At 32.2% G+C, this 16,212-nt stretch carries 15 protein-coding genes; 8 read left to right on the forward strand and 7 right to left on the reverse strand.

Annotation, left to right across the window (positions count from 1 at the left end; genetic code table 11):
• Together AC0L8O_RS10050 and AC0L8O_RS10055 are read left to right on the forward strand one after the other, a co-directional pair.
• On the forward strand, positions 1–1,914 hold the full coding sequence (locus tag AC0L8O_RS10050; RefSeq protein WP_473447783.1) for a UvrD-helicase domain-containing protein: 1,914 nt from the start codon (positions 1–3) through the stop codon (positions 1,912–1,914).
• Between the two features lie 556 nt (positions 1,915–2,470).
• Entirely contained in the window at positions 2,471–3,253 is a 783-nt protein-coding gene (locus AC0L8O_RS10055; protein ID WP_473447784.1) for a hypothetical protein, read from the forward strand.
• Between the two features lie 337 nt (positions 3,254–3,590).
• Here the strand turns inward: AC0L8O_RS10055 and AC0L8O_RS10060 are convergent, their stop codons facing one another.
• The 3 genes from AC0L8O_RS10060 to AC0L8O_RS10070 form a co-directional block, all read right to left on the reverse strand.
• Complete coding sequence (locus tag AC0L8O_RS10060; protein ID WP_473447786.1) at positions 3,591–3,773, reverse strand: tyrosine-type recombinase/integrase; 183 nt, start codon at positions 3,771–3,773, stop codon at positions 3,591–3,593.
• On the reverse strand, positions 3,761–4,693 hold the full coding sequence (locus AC0L8O_RS10065) for an Arm DNA-binding domain-containing protein (RefSeq protein ID WP_473447788.1): 933 nt from the start codon (positions 4,691–4,693) through the stop codon (positions 3,761–3,763). The genes AC0L8O_RS10060 and AC0L8O_RS10065 overlap by 13 nt, the downstream gene beginning before the upstream one ends.
• 87 nt (positions 4,694–4,780) lie before the next feature.
• The gene (locus AC0L8O_RS10070; protein ID WP_473447790.1) at positions 4,781–5,167 is read right to left on the reverse strand and encodes a DUF771 domain-containing protein; all 387 of its coding nucleotides are present in this window, start codon (positions 5,165–5,167) and stop codon (positions 4,781–4,783) included.
• 510 nt (positions 5,168–5,677) lie between these two features.
• Here AC0L8O_RS10070 and AC0L8O_RS10075 point away from each other — a divergent pair.
• Positions 5,678–5,911, forward strand: a complete 234-nt coding sequence (locus AC0L8O_RS10075; protein WP_473447792.1) for a hypothetical protein — start codon at positions 5,678–5,680, stop codon at positions 5,909–5,911.
• A gap of 411 nt (positions 5,912–6,322) precedes the next feature.
• On the forward strand, positions 6,323–7,783 hold the full coding sequence (locus AC0L8O_RS10080) for an IS1182 family transposase (RefSeq protein ID WP_473447794.1): 1,461 nt from the start codon (positions 6,323–6,325) through the stop codon (positions 7,781–7,783).
• 134 nt (positions 7,784–7,917) lie between these two features.
• On the opposite strand, the gene AC0L8O_RS10085 is transcribed toward AC0L8O_RS10080, so the two are convergent.
• From AC0L8O_RS10085 to AC0L8O_RS10100, 4 genes are all read right to left on the reverse strand, one after another.
• Entirely contained in the window at positions 7,918–8,892 is a 975-nt protein-coding gene (locus AC0L8O_RS10085; RefSeq protein WP_473447795.1) for a tyrosine-type recombinase/integrase, read from the reverse strand.
• 2 nt (positions 8,893–8,894) lie between these two features.
• Positions 8,895–9,200, reverse strand: coding sequence for a hypothetical protein (locus AC0L8O_RS10090; protein WP_473447797.1), 306 nt, complete (start codon positions 9,198–9,200; stop codon positions 8,895–8,897).
• Between the two features lie 41 nt (positions 9,201–9,241).
• Positions 9,242–9,673, reverse strand: coding sequence for a ParB/RepB/Spo0J family partition protein (locus AC0L8O_RS10095; protein WP_473447799.1), 432 nt, complete (start codon positions 9,671–9,673; stop codon positions 9,242–9,244).
• 876 nt (positions 9,674–10,549) lie between these two features.
• Complete coding sequence (locus AC0L8O_RS10100; RefSeq protein ID WP_473447804.1) at positions 10,550–10,708, reverse strand: hypothetical protein; 159 nt, start codon at positions 10,706–10,708, stop codon at positions 10,550–10,552.
• A 582-nt stretch (positions 10,709–11,290) separates the two neighbouring features.
• Here AC0L8O_RS10100 and AC0L8O_RS10105 point away from each other — a divergent pair.
• The 4 genes from AC0L8O_RS10105 (at position 11,291) to brxF (ending at position 16,209) form a co-directional block, all read left to right on the forward strand.
• Positions 11,291–11,506: a hypothetical protein gene (locus AC0L8O_RS10105; protein WP_473447806.1), complete on the forward strand. Its 216-nt coding sequence runs from the start codon at positions 11,291–11,293 to the stop codon at positions 11,504–11,506.
• Entirely contained in the window at positions 11,491–12,843 is a 1,353-nt protein-coding gene (locus AC0L8O_RS10110) for a hypothetical protein (RefSeq protein ID WP_473447808.1), read from the forward strand. Before AC0L8O_RS10105 ends, AC0L8O_RS10110 begins: the two co-directional genes overlap by 16 nt.
• Entirely contained in the window at positions 12,830–15,460 is a 2,631-nt protein-coding gene (locus AC0L8O_RS10115) for a hypothetical protein (RefSeq protein ID WP_473447809.1), read from the forward strand. The genes AC0L8O_RS10110 and AC0L8O_RS10115 overlap by 14 nt, the downstream gene beginning before the upstream one ends.
• A gap of 284 nt (positions 15,461–15,744) precedes the next feature.
• Positions 15,745–16,209, forward strand: a complete 465-nt coding sequence (gene brxF, locus AC0L8O_RS10120; protein WP_473447811.1) for a BREX-3 system P-loop-containing protein BrxF — start codon at positions 15,745–15,747, stop codon at positions 16,207–16,209.
• Positions 16,210–16,212: the final 3 nt, after the last annotated feature.

Here is a 16,212-nt window from a genome sequence, read left to right on the forward strand (position 1 = left end):
ATGGCTTACATTAATCCAATTGAATGGGTTCCTTCAGATGGGATAATACTCGAAGATGCGGCAATGGAAGCTATAAAAGAAAAAGGGAATGTTTCGGTTATAGCAGGACCAGGAGCGGGTAAAACAGAACTATTAGCACAAAAAGCTGGTTATTTGTTTGAAACAGGACAATGCAAAGCACCTCACAAAATTCTCGCTATAAGCTTTAAAGTTGATGCTGCAAAAAATCTTGAAGATAGAGTTAGAAATCGGTATGGGATATCCAGATCATCTAGATTTGAGTCAAGAACTTTTGACTCATTTGCAAAGAGTATACTAGACCAATTTATTATGGCGTTACCACGGCAATATAGGCCTAAAAGTGACTACGATATATTATTTAAAGAAACAGACTTAAATTCTATTATTAAATCCTATATAACTGAAACCAACCCTTATTACCCAAACTGGCAATATGAATATAACCTAAGAGTATTGTCTAAAAAATTGGTGGAAGATAAGCTCCCAATTCACTTGATTGAGGATGATCTTTATTCCTGGATAGTTTATAAAACTTGGGAGGTATTGGTAAATGGCAAAGCGAATTTAAATAGCTTTCTCACTTTCCCTATGATATCAAGGTTATCTGAGTATCTATTAAGAACTAATCCTCTAATTATCAAAGCAATAAGAGCAACGTATACACATGTTTTCATAGATGAATTTCAAGATACTACTAACATACAATATAGCCTATTAAAAACAATATTTGAGAACTCTGACGTTTCTATTACATCAGTTGGTGATGAAAAGCAGAGAATTATGGGGTGGGCAGGTGCACTCAATGATGCTTTTACTATATTCAATAGTGATTTTAATTCAGTAGAAAAACGTCTATTAAAAAACTTTCGATCTGCACCGAAATTAGTACAAATACAGAATATCTTATCACAAAATATCAGCTCTAAACATGTTAATGTACAGGTATCGGGAGAATGGAAAGATTTAGATGGTGTATGTGAGGTTTGGAATTTTAGTGATCATCTTAACGAAGCTAGTATAGTTGCTAATTCTATAAAAACTTGGATGGAAAATGATGATTTAATACCAAGGGATTTTTGTGTGATTGTAAAACAGCAAGAGCATATCTATGCTAAAGAGTTGATAAATGCTTTAGATTCATTAGGCATTAATGCAAGGATAGAAAAAGAGTATCAAGAAATCTTGTCAGAAGAAATTATAGAATTATTATTTAATATTATTTTATTATCACTACCTGGAAATAAGCCAAAGATATGGATGGATACAATTGAAAGCATTATCCAAATTAAAGGATCTGGTAATAATATAGACATTGACAAATTAGTTAATCTAGAAAATTCTCTTTCAAACTTTTTAATAGTCGTAGGAAAACTATTAGAAGAAGTAAAAAATAGTAAAGATAAAGAGGAAGAAATTAACAATTTATTGAAGGTTATTATTAGCTTTATTGATGAGAGTAAATTAAAATCATTTTTTCCTAAGTACAGAAAGAATGGTTATTTAGATGATCTAATTAATAGAACGACAAACATCTTACATTTATCACTAATTAAACATAATGATTGGGAAACAACACTAAAAGATGTGTTAGGGGAATTTAGCATCCCTATTATGACTATTCATAAAAGTAAAGGTTTAGAGTATAACACTGTTATTTTTCTTGGATTAGAAGATGGGGCTTTCTGGAGCTTTAGAACACAATCAGACTCCGACAAAAAGGCTTTTTTTGTTGCTCTTTCACGAGCAAAAGAGCGAGTTATTTTTACTTTTAGTAGTAAAAGAGAGGTTCTCTATTTTGGTAAACTAAAGAACATAATACAAAAGCAAAAGGAAATCTCACAACTTTACGAATTATTGACTGGTTCAGGGGTACCTATATTGGATAAACAATAAATGTCAAAAATAATTAGTTTTGTAAATATTTAAAATTTCCAGTGTTATGATAGCTCACAGTATTCTCTGAGCATACAAATACTGAAATGTATTAACAGGCTGCTTTTCTTCTTCTTCCCGCAGTTCTTTAATAACATGAGATTAGTACTTATGAGTTGTTTTGATATTGTGTGGCCAAATCGCTCACTTGCACAGTTAATATCGTCTTTTTTATATAATAGGACACTAGCATAACTGTGCCTTAAACCATACATGGTAATAGAATCGATACCAAGTCCTACTATCATATTATGAAGAAGGGACGTGGGGACAGAAAAATCATCCACCGATTTCACATTGGCTTGGGCCAAGAGACCTGTCCCCCACAGACCCATATTTTATGTCCAAATATACTATCTTATCTAATAAAAAATAGAATATAGTATTTTAACTAAAATTGTAGTTGGAATTAACATAATGTTTTTAATTTTAGTTAAAGATGTTAATATAATAATGGATAAAAAATATATAATAGGCAGTTTGAAAATATAAATTAAACAAGAATTTGGTGAGATTTGTGGCTACAAGGATTTTACTAAGGAACCCAGCGGTTATAGGGAATAGTTTTAGAGATTATTTATTACACTTGTGTTCATTGCCAGGAGAAATTTTAGTCCTTAGTTATGGTTATTTTGGAGAGAATATTGGAGTGGATACTGATTTAAAGGATTCTATTAAACAGGGCTTCTTAAACCTTGAGGAATCAAAGAAAAAAATAATATTAATTGGTGGGTATTTTAATAAATGTACCAATTATTATAACGGTACTGGAAGCGCTAGCTGCTGTCATTGTTGTAGGTATGAAAACGTATATCAAGATTTTGTAAGTGAATTCGGTAGTTCTATGGTTATAAGATTGTTTTATTGGCATTTTCCAAATCCAATAGGAAGGTATAAATGGCATTCCAAGGTTGCCCTTAAGTTAAAATATAAAAAAGATGGAAGTTATTTACCATTATCTGCGATGGTTGGAAGCAGTAATTTATCTCATCCAGCATTTAATCTCAGTTCTCTTTCTAATAGTGCACAAGAGTGTAATGTATATATCGAGTCAGGAAGAGTTCTTAAGAATATGGGCGTTACTACAATAGGACAAATGGAAAAAAACAAGTATGATATGGATGAAGAAAAATTAATAGATTTTGATAGAAATGGTAATTGGGGTTCATTGCTTAGTTCTGCTAGCCTACCAGTACGACCGGTAGGGTGGAAAGAACAGGTGGAACTCAATAGTTTGTTAAGTCAATTAGAAAAAATAATAGGTTCAAAGCTATCTCAATGCACTACTCATAATTATTAATGTAATATAAAACTTAATAATTATGTAATTTTAGACTAAAAGTCTTTTACGGTAATTCCTTTTCTTTTAGATTAATAGTAGTCACTAACTTAGTAACTTTTTGCAAAAAACACCTATCAATGTGATGTGTATATAGAATATTATTAGATTTGTAAGAATCCCTCTGGATTATTTTAAAAGCAACTCACCCTGCCCGCTAAGTAGTATGAGTTGCTTTTTTCTTACACGTATTTAATTAGTCACCACATACTACGGATGACTAAGAATGATGCCAGGTGTTTTCACACCGACACCTTTCATATATCATAAAGCACATCAATTTCGATTTCAACTGAACCTACATATTCTCAAAGGTATCAATCGTCAGTTTCTCCTCTTCCTCCCGTAGTTCCTTAAGCACGTGAGAATAGTGCTTATAAGTCGTTTCTATAGTGCTATGTCCCAAACGCTCACTTACATAATTAATGTCTACTTTCCTATATAATAGAACACTTGCATGAGTGTGTCTTAAACCATGCATAGTGATTGGATTGATACTAAGTTCTTGTAAGGTTTTTGTAGGAGCTTGTTTGCATTGGTGTTGCTAATTACTCTGTACTTGGACTCTGGTGCATAAAACACTAATCCATACAGATTTGGTGTTACTGTCTCGAAAAGTATTCTAAATGCATTCATTGTCTTTTTATTTAACTTGATTGTACGGTTGGATGCTTCATTTTTCGTTGGACCGAAACCTTCAGGATGTCTTTTCGCATAACCCCAGGTTTTGTTGATGGTTATTGTGTTGTTTTTAAAGTCGAAATCTTTTCTAGTCAATCCCACTAACTCGCCAAACCTTGCTCCAGAAGTTAATCCTAATAGAATTAAATAATAACCTAGTCCTTTCTCTAACAAACTATAGTTGACTTTAAGCAATCTTTTAGTTTCAAAATAATTTAAATGCTTTTCTTCTGGCTTCTTCGCAGGATTGCTCCAGGTGAGTACAGCTTTTCTTGTGAAATCATGGAGGATAATTTGCTCTTCAATTGCATCCTGTACGCATGATCGAATATGGATATTCACTTTCTCAACAGTTTCTTTAGCCTTATTAGCTCCAAAGTTATTTAAAAAAAGCTGGTAGTCATGGCGTTTGATTTCCTGAAGTGGTTTGCTACCAAAATATACTTTAATAACTCTATACGTATAATCGTAATGAAGTTTAGTGGTATTTGTTAAATTAGATTTATAAAGTGTCATCCATTTTTCAAAATACTCATCAAATGGCATTTGCTTCAAATGCGGTAAAATACCTTTTGCTAAATTTGCCTCGATTTCTGCTGCTGCAATTTGTGCTTCCTTTTTGGTTTTGAATCCACCTTTTCTTATCGGCTTCGCTACACCGTTAACCGTGTGACTCACGGTAAATTGATAGGTTTTACCCCGTTTTTGTATACTTGCCATTCTATGATGTCACCTTTCTAATGTTGTTTGGGGGTTAACCAAGCACGGTAAAAAGGTGTGCTTGGTAGTTGTGTATATTAATAGTCTTTAAGAAAAAATTCGGTCAAAGTTTTCATCTAAAAACTTTGCCATTTTTGATGCTTGAAATGACCAAGTTTGTCCCTTACTTCGTGGATAGAATACAAATCCACCATTTTGTGCATCCAGTAATTTACGGAAACGTGAAGGATAAAGGATATGTTCTTTGATCCATTCACTTTTTCTATTCACTCTATTTTCAAGATCTTTCATTGACCAGTAGACTCCTGCTAACTGAATTTTTTTCAGTTCTTGTAATTCGATTTTAGAAATTATGACGCTATCTGCAGGAACAGGGATGTTTATATTAACTGATAGTGATTGAACATAACTCCATTCCTTTTGATGGTAGAAAAGTTGATTTTCACTTTGATTTTCTTGAAAGATAGTTGTCATTCTGTTCACCTCCTAGTTGAAAAATATTTATCAATGATACTTGGTTATCGGTAGAATATTAGAAAACTCTTTGGGCTAATTTATGGAAATTTTTTTGATGTGAAAAGGTAAATAGCTTATGTATTTATAGTAATATTGATTTAGTAGACTGGAAAATTTGCTGGGGGGTAGGGGATATTGAGTGTTATTCTAAGAGTGAAAACAAAAACTGAATAATCCAAGAACTTGAACTCGATTTAGGATTTATTTTTCAAACTGTTCCTTGTGAATTAACCGGTGTGTATACTAGTTGAAGAGCACACTTTAACTCATAATTAAGCAATAGGGCCATTAAATGGAGTAAAGAATATTGAAATAAATCTCATGTAGGGTGATAATAAAGTTGCCGTTTATGGTACTTAAATAAAACCCTATATACTATTTAATGTCACAGCATGACAATTATTGACTAGTAATTGTTTATTCTACTGAATAATAGGATTTTATCGATTTGAAAGAAAGGTGAATAATTTGGAAAAGAAACTCACTCATAAATTAAAATTATACAAAGAAGAATTTGATTTTCTACATAAAAAGATTGGTGAATTAGAATGGGAAATTGCTACAATAAGCTATGGGAGAAAAGCTGTTCCAAGATTGGAATCTGATACATTATTTGATCGGCTAGATAATTATAGAGATAATATTGGAATGTTAGTAGAGAAGATCAGAGAGGAAGTAGCAGCAGCTAATAAATCCAAATAGCACGATAAATTCCAATTTTATAGTGTAATTATTGCGTATATTCTTATATTATGATCTAGTATCTAATTCACTTCAAAACGAGTTTGTGAAACATTATGCTATATACTATAGGGGGCAATAGTGTAGGACATTATTATTGTCTTTTAAGATTATCTTGAAATCGAGTCTTCAGTTAAAGGGCGCAATTATGGTATAATGCCCTCTATTTTTCTACAACTAACGAAGTATAACACAGCAAAAAATGATATTAATCTTTTAGAATTTTATTTTTCTTATACAGAAACCCCCTCGTAATAGGAGGCCACTGAAAAAGTCCATATTTAAAAGGCAGTTAAAAGTTCAATCAATAGAACTTTTAACTGCCTTTTTCCTTTATAATATTTGTATCAAATGTATGTAGGTGGTATCCACATGATTTCAAATCAAGAATCTCTTACCCTAAGCCCTTTCATGGCTTTGTACGATATGGTTGTGCCAAAAGATAATATGCTTCGTAAAATTAATGAGCTAGTAGATTTTACATTCATAATAGAAGAATTGAAAACAAAATATTGCCTTGATAATGGTCGTAATGCCGTTTCCCCAATACGTATGTTCAAATATTTACTTCTTAAATCAATCTATGATTTGTCAGATGTTGATGTTGTAGAGCGCTCCAAATACGATATGTCATTTAAATATTTTCTCGAAATGGCGCCAGAGGATTCAGTTATTGATCCAAGCTCTTTAACGAAATTCCGGAAACTCCGTCTTAAAGATGTGGGTTTATTAGATATGCTTATTGGCAAAACCGTTGAGATTGCTCTAGAAAAAGAGATTATTAAAAGTAAAACCATTATCGTGGATGCAACACATACAAAAGCACGTTATAACCAAAAATCACCGAAAGAGTTTCTACAAGAAAAATCAAAAAATGTCCGAAAAGCAGTATATCAAATAGATGAATCAATAAAAGAAAAGTTTCCGCCAAAAACGACTTCTAACGAAGTAAATGATGAATTGGATTATTGTCGTCGAGTCATTACTGTTGTTGAAACCGAACCACAAATTGCCGAGATTCCTGCTGTCAAAGAAAAATTAAATGTACTAAAAGAAGTTGTAGAGGATTATGCAGAACAACTAAGCTATTCGAATGACCCAGATGCACGTGTAGGACACAAAACAGTTGATTCTTCTTTCTTTGGATTTAAAACACATATAGCTATGAGTGATGAGCGAATTATTACAGCTGCGATTGTTACTACTGGGGAGAAAAGTGATGGAAAATACCTAAAAGATCTAGTTGAAAAAAGTAACGAATCAGGGATGGCAATAGATAGAATCATTGGTGATACAGCTTATTCAGAAAAAGAAAATATCCAGTATGCAAAAAAAGAAAAATTTCAACTAGTATCTAAACTTAATCCTCAGATTACACAAGGTGGACTTGCGAAAGAGGATGAATTTGAGTTTAATAAAGATGCAGGTATGTATGTTTGTAAAGCAGGTCATATGGCAGTACGTAAAGCACGAACAGGGAAGAAAGCTCAGGGTAAAAATCAGAGAGATACGTATTACTTTGATATAAAAAAATGTAAAGTATGTCCTTTCCGTGATGGCTGTTATAAAGAAGGGGCAAAAAGCAAAACATATTCTGTTTCAATAAAATCGACTGAGCATAAGGAACAAGAAGAATTTCAAAACAGTGAAGAGTTCAAAGAACTTGCACGCTCTCGTTATAAAATTGAAGCAAAAAATAGTGAGTTAAAACATAGACACGGGTTTGAAACGGCATCATCTGCGGGTCTATTCGGCATGGAAATTCAAGGAGCCACTGCAATATTTGCAGTAAATCTCAAGCGAATCTTAAAACTCCTTAGTGAAAAAGAATAAGAAAAAGGAAAGGAAAAAGGCAATTTGCCGTCAAAAAATAAGACGGCAAATTGCCTTTTTGTATTGAATTGAGAATACAAAAATAAAAAACGTAAGTTTTTCAGTGGCCTCCGTAATAGGAGGGGGAATTTATATTAATCATTATCAGGATCAGAATTCGGCCCAAGATAAATTCGAGTTACATCATCTCGTCCATGGCCTAATTGTTCAGCTACTAGTTTACGAGACGTTTGGCGTAAAAAACCTTTACCAATAAATTCTTGATATCTTTCTCTGGCAAAAGAATGGCGGAGGCCATGGTATGTTAGTTTTGATTGTACGATATAATCATTATTACTATCCAATTGGCTTTGTACTGGTTCACTCTCCTCTGTAAATTTAGAACGATTATTGATAATCCAATTTTGAATACTTTTCTTAGCTTGCATATGATTGCGTCCATGGTGAACAAAAACTCTTTCATATGATGCTTCTTTTAAAATGTTAGAGATTATCAATTTAGCTTCTGAATCGAGAGGAATATCTCTTAATATTCCGTTCTTAGTATTTCTCAAGGATAAAAATCCTTGAGCTAAAGCTTCTTTAAGTTGAGTTTTAGTCAAAGCAGTACATTCTTCTAATCGGACACCACAATTCCTAGCTAGCTTAAGAGACCACACAACATCATTTCGATTCATTAAAAGTGCTAGATTAATAGCGGTATTGTACTCTTTTTCATTCCAAGCACGATCTATTTGTTTTTTCGCTCGTTTTTCAACACCCAACAAATCATTTCCAATTGTTAGCTGATACCTTGTTTTAGGAATAAGTTTGTGAAGCTTCCTGATTGCAGATAGATCGGTCTTTAATGTTGATATATCTACTCCAGCTGCGATAGATTCTTCAATAAAGCTAATAAGATGCTTATCTTGTAAGTTTCTGAAGTTTTGAGGTCGGTATTTAATAGCAAGATGTTTACAAAAAGCCCTTAGCCCATTTCTATATCTTTCGGTTCCTCTGTAACCTTGTTGATGATTAGTGTAATTAAAAATTGCCACTATCTGACTCCATAGATTATTAAAAAAGGCTTGCTCTTTTGCGGTAAGTTTCCAGTTGCGTTTCTGTGACATGTTTAATCCTCCTGTAGTTGGTAGTTCGTTATTAGTGTTGTTAATAGTTTAATGATATCCTGTGCATCATTTATGCTTTCACTATCCCTAAATTGATGGCAGAGATTTTCTATTTCCGATAAATACTTCTTGTTTTGCTTTTGAATCTTCTTCTTCAAGGCCATCCATGACTGTGCTTCTTTCACATGAGAATCTTCTTTAATATATCTGACATGATTTTCAGTGATCTTAGGTAAATGGGCTAACTGAAGATAATATTTTTTCTGAGTTTCCAAATCTTTTGTAGCAAGTTCATACCCAGCCCCCATTGTTAACTTATTACACCCCAGTAAATCCTTAAATTCATCACTTAAGTTGGATATTTTCTATATCGCTCGAATTTTGATTTGCTGATTCCCATAGTATTGGCTCCATCCCGTATTATCCCAGTTAGGGACAGCTGATAAGCCTGTTCAATTAATCGTAGAATGTTCTTCTCCGTCCCACGTCGCAAGGAATTATCTACAATCATAAATTGTACTAGTTCTGCTGTACTACCTTGAACCACTTTGCAAGAGACAGTGGGATAATTTAAGTCTTTTGCAATTCTTAATCTATTATGACCGCATAATAACATTGACTCCTCTGTAATCAGTAATGGTTGAAAAATCCCATGCACTCTGATATTTTCTTTAAGTTCATTGTATAAATGATCAGTTAGAGGTGAGAATAGCGAAAAGTTGTTTTTATGCTCTCTAATTTCCTCAACCGGTATTTGTATTACTTCATTTTTTATTTGCATTATTTTCAGCTCCATTTCCATTATTTTTAAAAAAGTGCATACTTAACCCACTGACAAAATGACTGATTTCATGTCTAACTCATGGCAACTTCCAGGGAGAACCATTGATAAATTAGTAATCTATAAAATCTATCTCAGTTTATATATTTGTAAGTGATTAAGTACGAATGTCGACACCTGCAAATGCAAGTGGTTGATTTTTATCATCTTCCATCGACGTAGCAAATCAAATATGAACCCGTAAATACAGGTGACTAATGTCTTTGCCAAGTGCAAAATTGTATCGATTAGTGCACCACTCAATAAAACGATCCCTGCTTTTTTTAAACCGCCCAGGGAAGCGATCGGCTCTCGAATTTAAATGGCTGCCTGCAATTCCATTAACCTTAATATCCTTCAATCTATTTAAGGTCCTCATAGATTATGGATCCGATGTACAACAAAGAGGATGACTTGTCTTATCATCCTCTTAATTCCCAATAAATATGGTTATTAGCTAAACTCCTCTTTTTCAAAAAACAAAAAGGCCTGTATAAGGACATAGGTAAACACACTCAGTTCGTTGAGTAGGTTACACTAGTCTTTACACAGGCCTATATGGCTGTTATCGACTTTTAAGATTAATCTTACAATCATGCATTTGCATTTTTTGGCATGGTTAGCCTAGGTTTACATACAGGACTTGTCCAGTTTTACTGCATAGCAGCAACGATACATCCTATCTTTTGATAGAAATGAGAATAAAAGATTAAAAGAAATGAATATAATTAAATTATATACAATACTTGACCTTAATGATAATGGTAATATACGGTATTAAGGGAGAAATATAGTCTTAATTGCTAGTCTATTTGATGAAATAAATAACAAATAATATTATATTCTTGGTTCGCCATTTTCATCATAGATGGTTTCAAAATGAGTTAGTATGGTATGGAATAATCTCTCTTCAAATTCTTCATTTACTTTATAGATGCTTACAAGAAGGCTTACTTTATCAATTAAAGCTTTTTTATCTATATTTCTATCAATCATATATACTACCTCCTCATATAATTTAGGATACTCCGCTTCAATAATCTTAGCGAGGTTTTTAAACACTACATTTCTACTTCTCTTATCAAGGTCATCTCTAAATTTCGGGAATATGTTCTTTTTATTCACGCATTTCAAAATGCTTCACCTTCTTAGTTGTTATTTAGAGTTAGCAACTCTATAAAATGAGATTAATTGAAAGCAAGGTAGGTGTCGAATTGGTCAGGGGGTACAGGAAGCTTTTATAAAATGTCATTAGAACGATGATGTAAAAAATATCCACAAATAATATTTTCCGTTATAATATAGTTAGCAGTGAAGGCGTTCACTGTGGGATATAGGCAGTATCCACCCGAATCACTCTTCCACAGGGATCGTCGGGTGGATCTTTTTTTGTTTGGAGATTGCAAATAATTTAAAATTATACTCTTAGAAACTGCTTTTCCTTGAAATATAATAATGAGAATAAATAACTTAAATGATAAACTTAATTAAATGGGTAATTTATACCAATTCCAAGATTTAATACATCAAATAGATTTATTAATAAAAAAATTATTAGAGTATTTGGAGGAAAAATATATGTCACTTATTAGGAATAAGGGTCCGAAGTATACAACCTCCAGTGTCAGAAATATTGCTGGTGAGGATCACTTAGGAATTCGTTCAGTTGGAATTTCAATAGCAGATCATTTACAGTCAGGGGTTACAAGTATTACACCTAGAGCTAGGTATTGGGCTTTTTTTCATGGGTACTCCATGATTTTATTCAACATGTTCCAATGGAAAAAACGATAAAAAACTTCAAACAATATTTGAAAAAGCAAGAATGGTTCTTTATTTTAGCTAACATTGCAGAGGCAGAGGAGCGAGGAGTAACAACTAGTGGTGTTATTGGAAGTACGAAGGGAATTGATGTTTGGAAGAAACCACAAGATAGCTTTGAACCATTCTATGAATATGTGAAAGATAGTTTTGGTGGATATGGAACATATCGAAATGTAATGAAAATAGTAGGCGTAACAATGGTTGGCGATGAAGCCCAAGGGGTTCAAATTGATAGAGTGACAAAACCATCAGGGATACAGTTGGCTGAAGCATTTGAGCAATCTATCCAAGGTACAAAGTACTATCAAAAGTATAGATTAACAAACAATCGAGTGCCAAGATCAGTTTTAATGGAGTATGGCCAGGTTGCCTCACTTGATAGATTGAAAGATGCCAATAGCAAAGATTACAAACTACTAAGAGAACTCTTTATGCCTAATGAAACTAAACAGCCAAGACATGAACTTAGAAAACAGTCATTTCTTTACTATATGACTATTATTAAACAATCAAATGATAGAAAACTGTCTTTTAGTTATTTTCAGGAAATAATGTATGACGGGTATTATCATAAACAACTCATTGTCCCTAAAGAACTCCAAGGGGTGGCAGTTGGATGGGAGATTTATCAGGCAAGACAGTTTTTTACATTTAGTTTAGACACTATCTGGTCTTATTTATTAGATAGAATGTCTAGAAAAGTTGTAACAACAGCTGAATTAATTACTACGTTACTGACAGAATTAGAAAATCAGGGATATGACCTCTCGTTGCCTGTGACAGAGTTAATCAGCCAAATACCTCTACCACAAGAAGTTCGCAAAGATGCGATAGAAAAAATGGGGATGGACCAAAAAGATAGTAAATATCATATATACAAACCTATAATTGTTATGCTAGAAGTGGGTTACCGTCTGCAAAATAGAAATGACTTTGAGATGATACATAATAAGCTATTAGAACTAGGTGGGAGAGACAGTATTTCATTTAAAGTCTGGGATTTATTCGTGGAGTCCTACAAGGACAAAACGATTAGGGATTTTATTAGGTATATTCTTCGATATTTTATTTTAGAACAGCATCAGAAGGTTGCATTAAATAAAATGATTACCACAAAAAATGAAACATATCATTTTATTGAAAATGATGGGAAGCTTCATTTTATTAAAGATGACAGACCAGTTTTTAATACTTTTCGAGTAAATCAAGGTCTATCAATCTTAGAGGATTTAGGGCTTATAAAGGAACACAAGGGGAAATACGAAGTTACATCTTTAGGTCAGGTGATGTTAAATGGAACGAATTAATTTAATTGACGAATTAAGTGAGCCAGGATTTAAAGTCGCGTTATTTACTACCTTTTCAACTGACCTAGTTTTCTTTGAAAAAATGATTCTTAGGCACTTATTAGAAAATAATTGTACCTATATTGGTCTGTTTATTGATCAGAAAAACCTAATTGAAGCCATCACAAAACCGAATATTACAGAATTAGGTAAAGGTTATATCGTCAAAGGAATTGAAACAAATCAAGCTTTTCATCCTAAGGTTTTTCTTCTTTTGGGTGAAACAAAAGCAAAAGTCCTGATTGGCAGCGGGAATCTGACGCCTGCTGGTTTCATTACAAATTATGAGTTATTTAATAAGTTTACTTATGAGGAAAAAGTGGATATTGAAGGTTTAGCAGAGATCCAGGCTGCATTTAGGTTATTTCAATCATTACATCAAAAACAAGATAACATGTTATCGCAAGAATTATTTTCGAAGGTTAAAGAATTTTCGTACATAGGGAATGAAATTAATAGACAGAGTACTTTGTTATTTAATCATGAAATATCTTTGCAAACTCAATTGAATAGCCTATTACCAAAAAAAGTCAAAGAAATAGAGTGTTTTGTCCCATATTTTGATCAATCATTATCTGTATTTACTAAGTGGAATGAGCTATATAAGCCAGACAAAATAAAAATATATTTACAAGACCAAAACACCAATTTTCCACGTCATAAAGATTATGAACCTAATATATCATTATTCAAAGCTGTGTTTTTGGAAGATGAAAACAAGAGGTATCATGGTAAGGTATTTCGATTCATTGGTGAAAATGAGGAAGTAATGGTTTATGGAAGTGCAAACTGTAGTCGTCAGGCTTTATTGAAATCATTTATGAATGGTGGGAATGCAGAAGCAATTGTTGTTGAGAGTGGGTATAAGGGGGAATTTGGAAGCTTTTTTACGAACAGTATTTCAATAACTGATTTGCCTATACCTCTACCAGATAGTTTTGGAACGATGGAATCTGATGAACCAGATGATCATCAATCGGGTGATGAGAGATTACAATTTATCGATGGAATTGCCAAAGATAATAAAATAATAGTTAAGATAAAATCTAGTATACCAATAGAAATAATTAAATTAGAAAAAGAAATAGGGGTTCTCATTCATACAAGTGGAACTTTATTTACCTATTCCTTTAATAAAAGTGATATCCATGTAAGTTCGATAATAACTTTGGAAGGATATTTCGAGAACAAATGTATCTTAATTACAGGATGGTTACACGATTCACTATCTTTACATAATACGTTTAATAACATGAATCAATCTGTTTACTCCAATCTGTCTAAGGATCCATATCTAGAAGACTACCATAATATCATGGCATTATTGGATGATTTACATAACAGGTTGATCTTAAATGAACACGATTTGGAACAATCTGAGCAAAGTCGAAACAGGTTGAATTCAATACACGAACAAGCCGAACTAGGGCAAACAGAGGTCGGTGTCAGTGACAACAAAGAAGATTATTACATCGGTGAAGAAAAAATACAAATGTATGGTTCAATTGGAAGTGTTGATGTTATTGGAAGCTTGATTTCAATCATGTTAAATGACTTTTATAAAACATCTGGTGATTCTATTGAGATTACCGGTAAAAAAACAGAAGAACCAACATTAAAAAGACAATATGATGAGATACCAAAGGATATAAGAGATCAACTTCAAAGACGTATGAGGAGATTTACCAATAAATTTATTAGTGGAATCACATCTCAACAGTATTTAGAAATTGTCGATTCTGATGTGCTAATAAAAAATCTGACAATATCTTCTGGCTTTTTGTTTAAGTTAAAACAGAAACTAGGTGAAAATTTCTTATCAGGAGAAGAATTAGTAGATGAATGCCTTCAAATGGTAAACGCAATTGTTAAATATAGTGAAAATAACATTCTGGATACTTCTAGAGAAGATGTAAGGGCCTTGCTAATTCAGTCATTAGGGACTATATATATAAAAGAACATTACATAATCAATACATTTGAGAACTTTCATTCTATTCGAAATGAAAGGAAAGAATTAGGGCAATTATTAAAAAATATTCATCAAAAGATTTATCCTATTGGTAACGACATAGCGGAGATTTCTGATAAAGTTCGGCAATTTATTCTTCAAAATATAGGATTAGATGTTAATGTTAGAAATTATGAAAAGTCATTTAGAGAATTATTTCCTTTAATTCGTTTTATGGATTTGGAAAACTACATTAAAGAAGATAACAGCCTTAAATTCAAAAAGGATCCTTCAATTGGTGAACCAACGTTATTGCTAGAAAGAGAGATAAGACTTAATCCTGATTTCAATTTAAAACAATTAAGAATCCTTTCTCAAATGTTAACAGTTGAGGAATGGGAAGATGTGACATCCTTTAAAATTCGTTGGTTTAATACAAATAAGGACTTCCCCCTTATAAGATTAGTACTCTACTATAATCAGAAAAAACGAATTCTAAAGAAGAAGTATGTTTATAGAAATAGAGAACCATTAGTTGAACAAAAGATAAATGTTTATAAACATCACTTAATTAGAGCAGCTGAAAGTGGGGAAATTAGGATTATAGCAGAAGGTTTTAAAGAATAAAAGTTCACCGCGTAAATAATAAAATGATATACAAAAGGTTTTATAAAAACATTATTTTTTATCAATAATTGTTTCCTTCTGTTATTACTGGAAATCCTTTTAAAGTATAGGAATTGAATTTCTATTTGGTTTTTTTATTTTTAATTCAAAAATGTCCTTATTTACGTTAACATCATCATTACTTTTGTGATTAAAACTAATTTACCCATCAAAATATTGTAAAATAGTATATAGGGGAATTTTAATTACTATATAAAAAATCTTAACAAGAGGAGATGGCTTTTTTGAAAATAGAGAGGCTGTCAAAAGCCATTAAGGGTGCAAGTAATGACCATTTTAAATTAATTATAATCTCTGGTGGTTTCAAAACAGGGAAAACACACCTCATGAAAAACGTTTCAGAGGAATTTAAGTATAAGTACATTAATTTGAACTTAACTCTAAGTAAGAAACTATTGCAAATAAAGGAAGATTCTTATGTTACTCAATCACAAGATGTAATAAAAGAAATATTTGATGAAATAAAGGATTCAATTATTTTAGTTGATAATATTGAATTATTGTTTTCAAATGAAGTCGCTAGTTTAAATCCTGTTGAGGTATTTAAAAATTTGGCAAGAGATAAGATAATCATTCTTTCTCTTCCGGGAAAATTAAAAGGTGATAAGATAGAATATTCGACTTTGGATAGAAATGACTATAAATTGATGGACGTTTCGGGATTAACTGTAATTAACATGGAGGAGTAAATT

Source organism: Metabacillus sp. KJ11-3, from assembly GCF_055808295.1.

What these genes read in the sequence shown, in the direction of transcription:
- AC0L8O_RS10050 (WP_473447783.1), top strand. Translation starts at nt 1, where the DNA reads ATGGCTTACATTAATCCAATTGAATGGGTTCCTTCAGATGGGATAATA.
- AC0L8O_RS10115 (WP_473447809.1), top strand. Translation starts at nt 12,830, where the DNA reads ATGGAACGAATTAATTTAATTGACGAATTAAGTGAGCCAGGATTTAAA.
- AC0L8O_RS10080 (WP_473447794.1), top strand. Translation starts at nt 6,323, where the DNA reads ATGATTTCAAATCAAGAATCTCTTACCCTAAGCCCTTTCATGGCTTTG.
- AC0L8O_RS10090 (WP_473447797.1), bottom strand. Translation starts at nt 9,200, where the DNA reads ATGGGGGCTGGGTATGAACTTGCTACAAAAGATTTGGAAACTCAGAAA.
- AC0L8O_RS10085 (WP_473447795.1), bottom strand. Translation starts at nt 8,892, where the DNA reads ATGTCACAGAAACGCAACTGGAAACTTACCGCAAAAGAGCAAGCCTTT.
- AC0L8O_RS10105 (WP_473447806.1), top strand. Translation starts at nt 11,291, where the DNA reads ATGTCACTTATTAGGAATAAGGGTCCGAAGTATACAACCTCCAGTGTC.
- AC0L8O_RS10095 (WP_473447799.1), bottom strand. Translation starts at nt 9,673, where the DNA reads ATGCAAATAAAAAATGAAGTAATACAAATACCGGTTGAGGAAATTAGA.
- AC0L8O_RS10100 (WP_473447804.1), bottom strand. Translation starts at nt 10,708, where the DNA reads ATGATTGATAGAAATATAGATAAAAAAGCTTTAATTGATAAAGTAAGC.
- AC0L8O_RS10065 (WP_473447788.1), bottom strand. Translation starts at nt 4,693, where the DNA reads ATGGCAAGTATACAAAAACGGGGTAAAACCTATCAATTTACCGTGAGT.
- AC0L8O_RS10110 (WP_473447808.1), top strand. Translation starts at nt 11,491, where the DNA reads ATGGAAAAAACGATAAAAAACTTCAAACAATATTTGAAAAAGCAAGAA.
- AC0L8O_RS10070 (WP_473447790.1), bottom strand. Translation starts at nt 5,167, where the DNA reads ATGACAACTATCTTTCAAGAAAATCAAAGTGAAAATCAACTTTTCTAC.
- AC0L8O_RS10060 (WP_473447786.1), bottom strand. Translation starts at nt 3,773, where the DNA reads ATGCATGGTTTAAGACACACTCATGCAAGTGTTCTATTATATAGGAAA.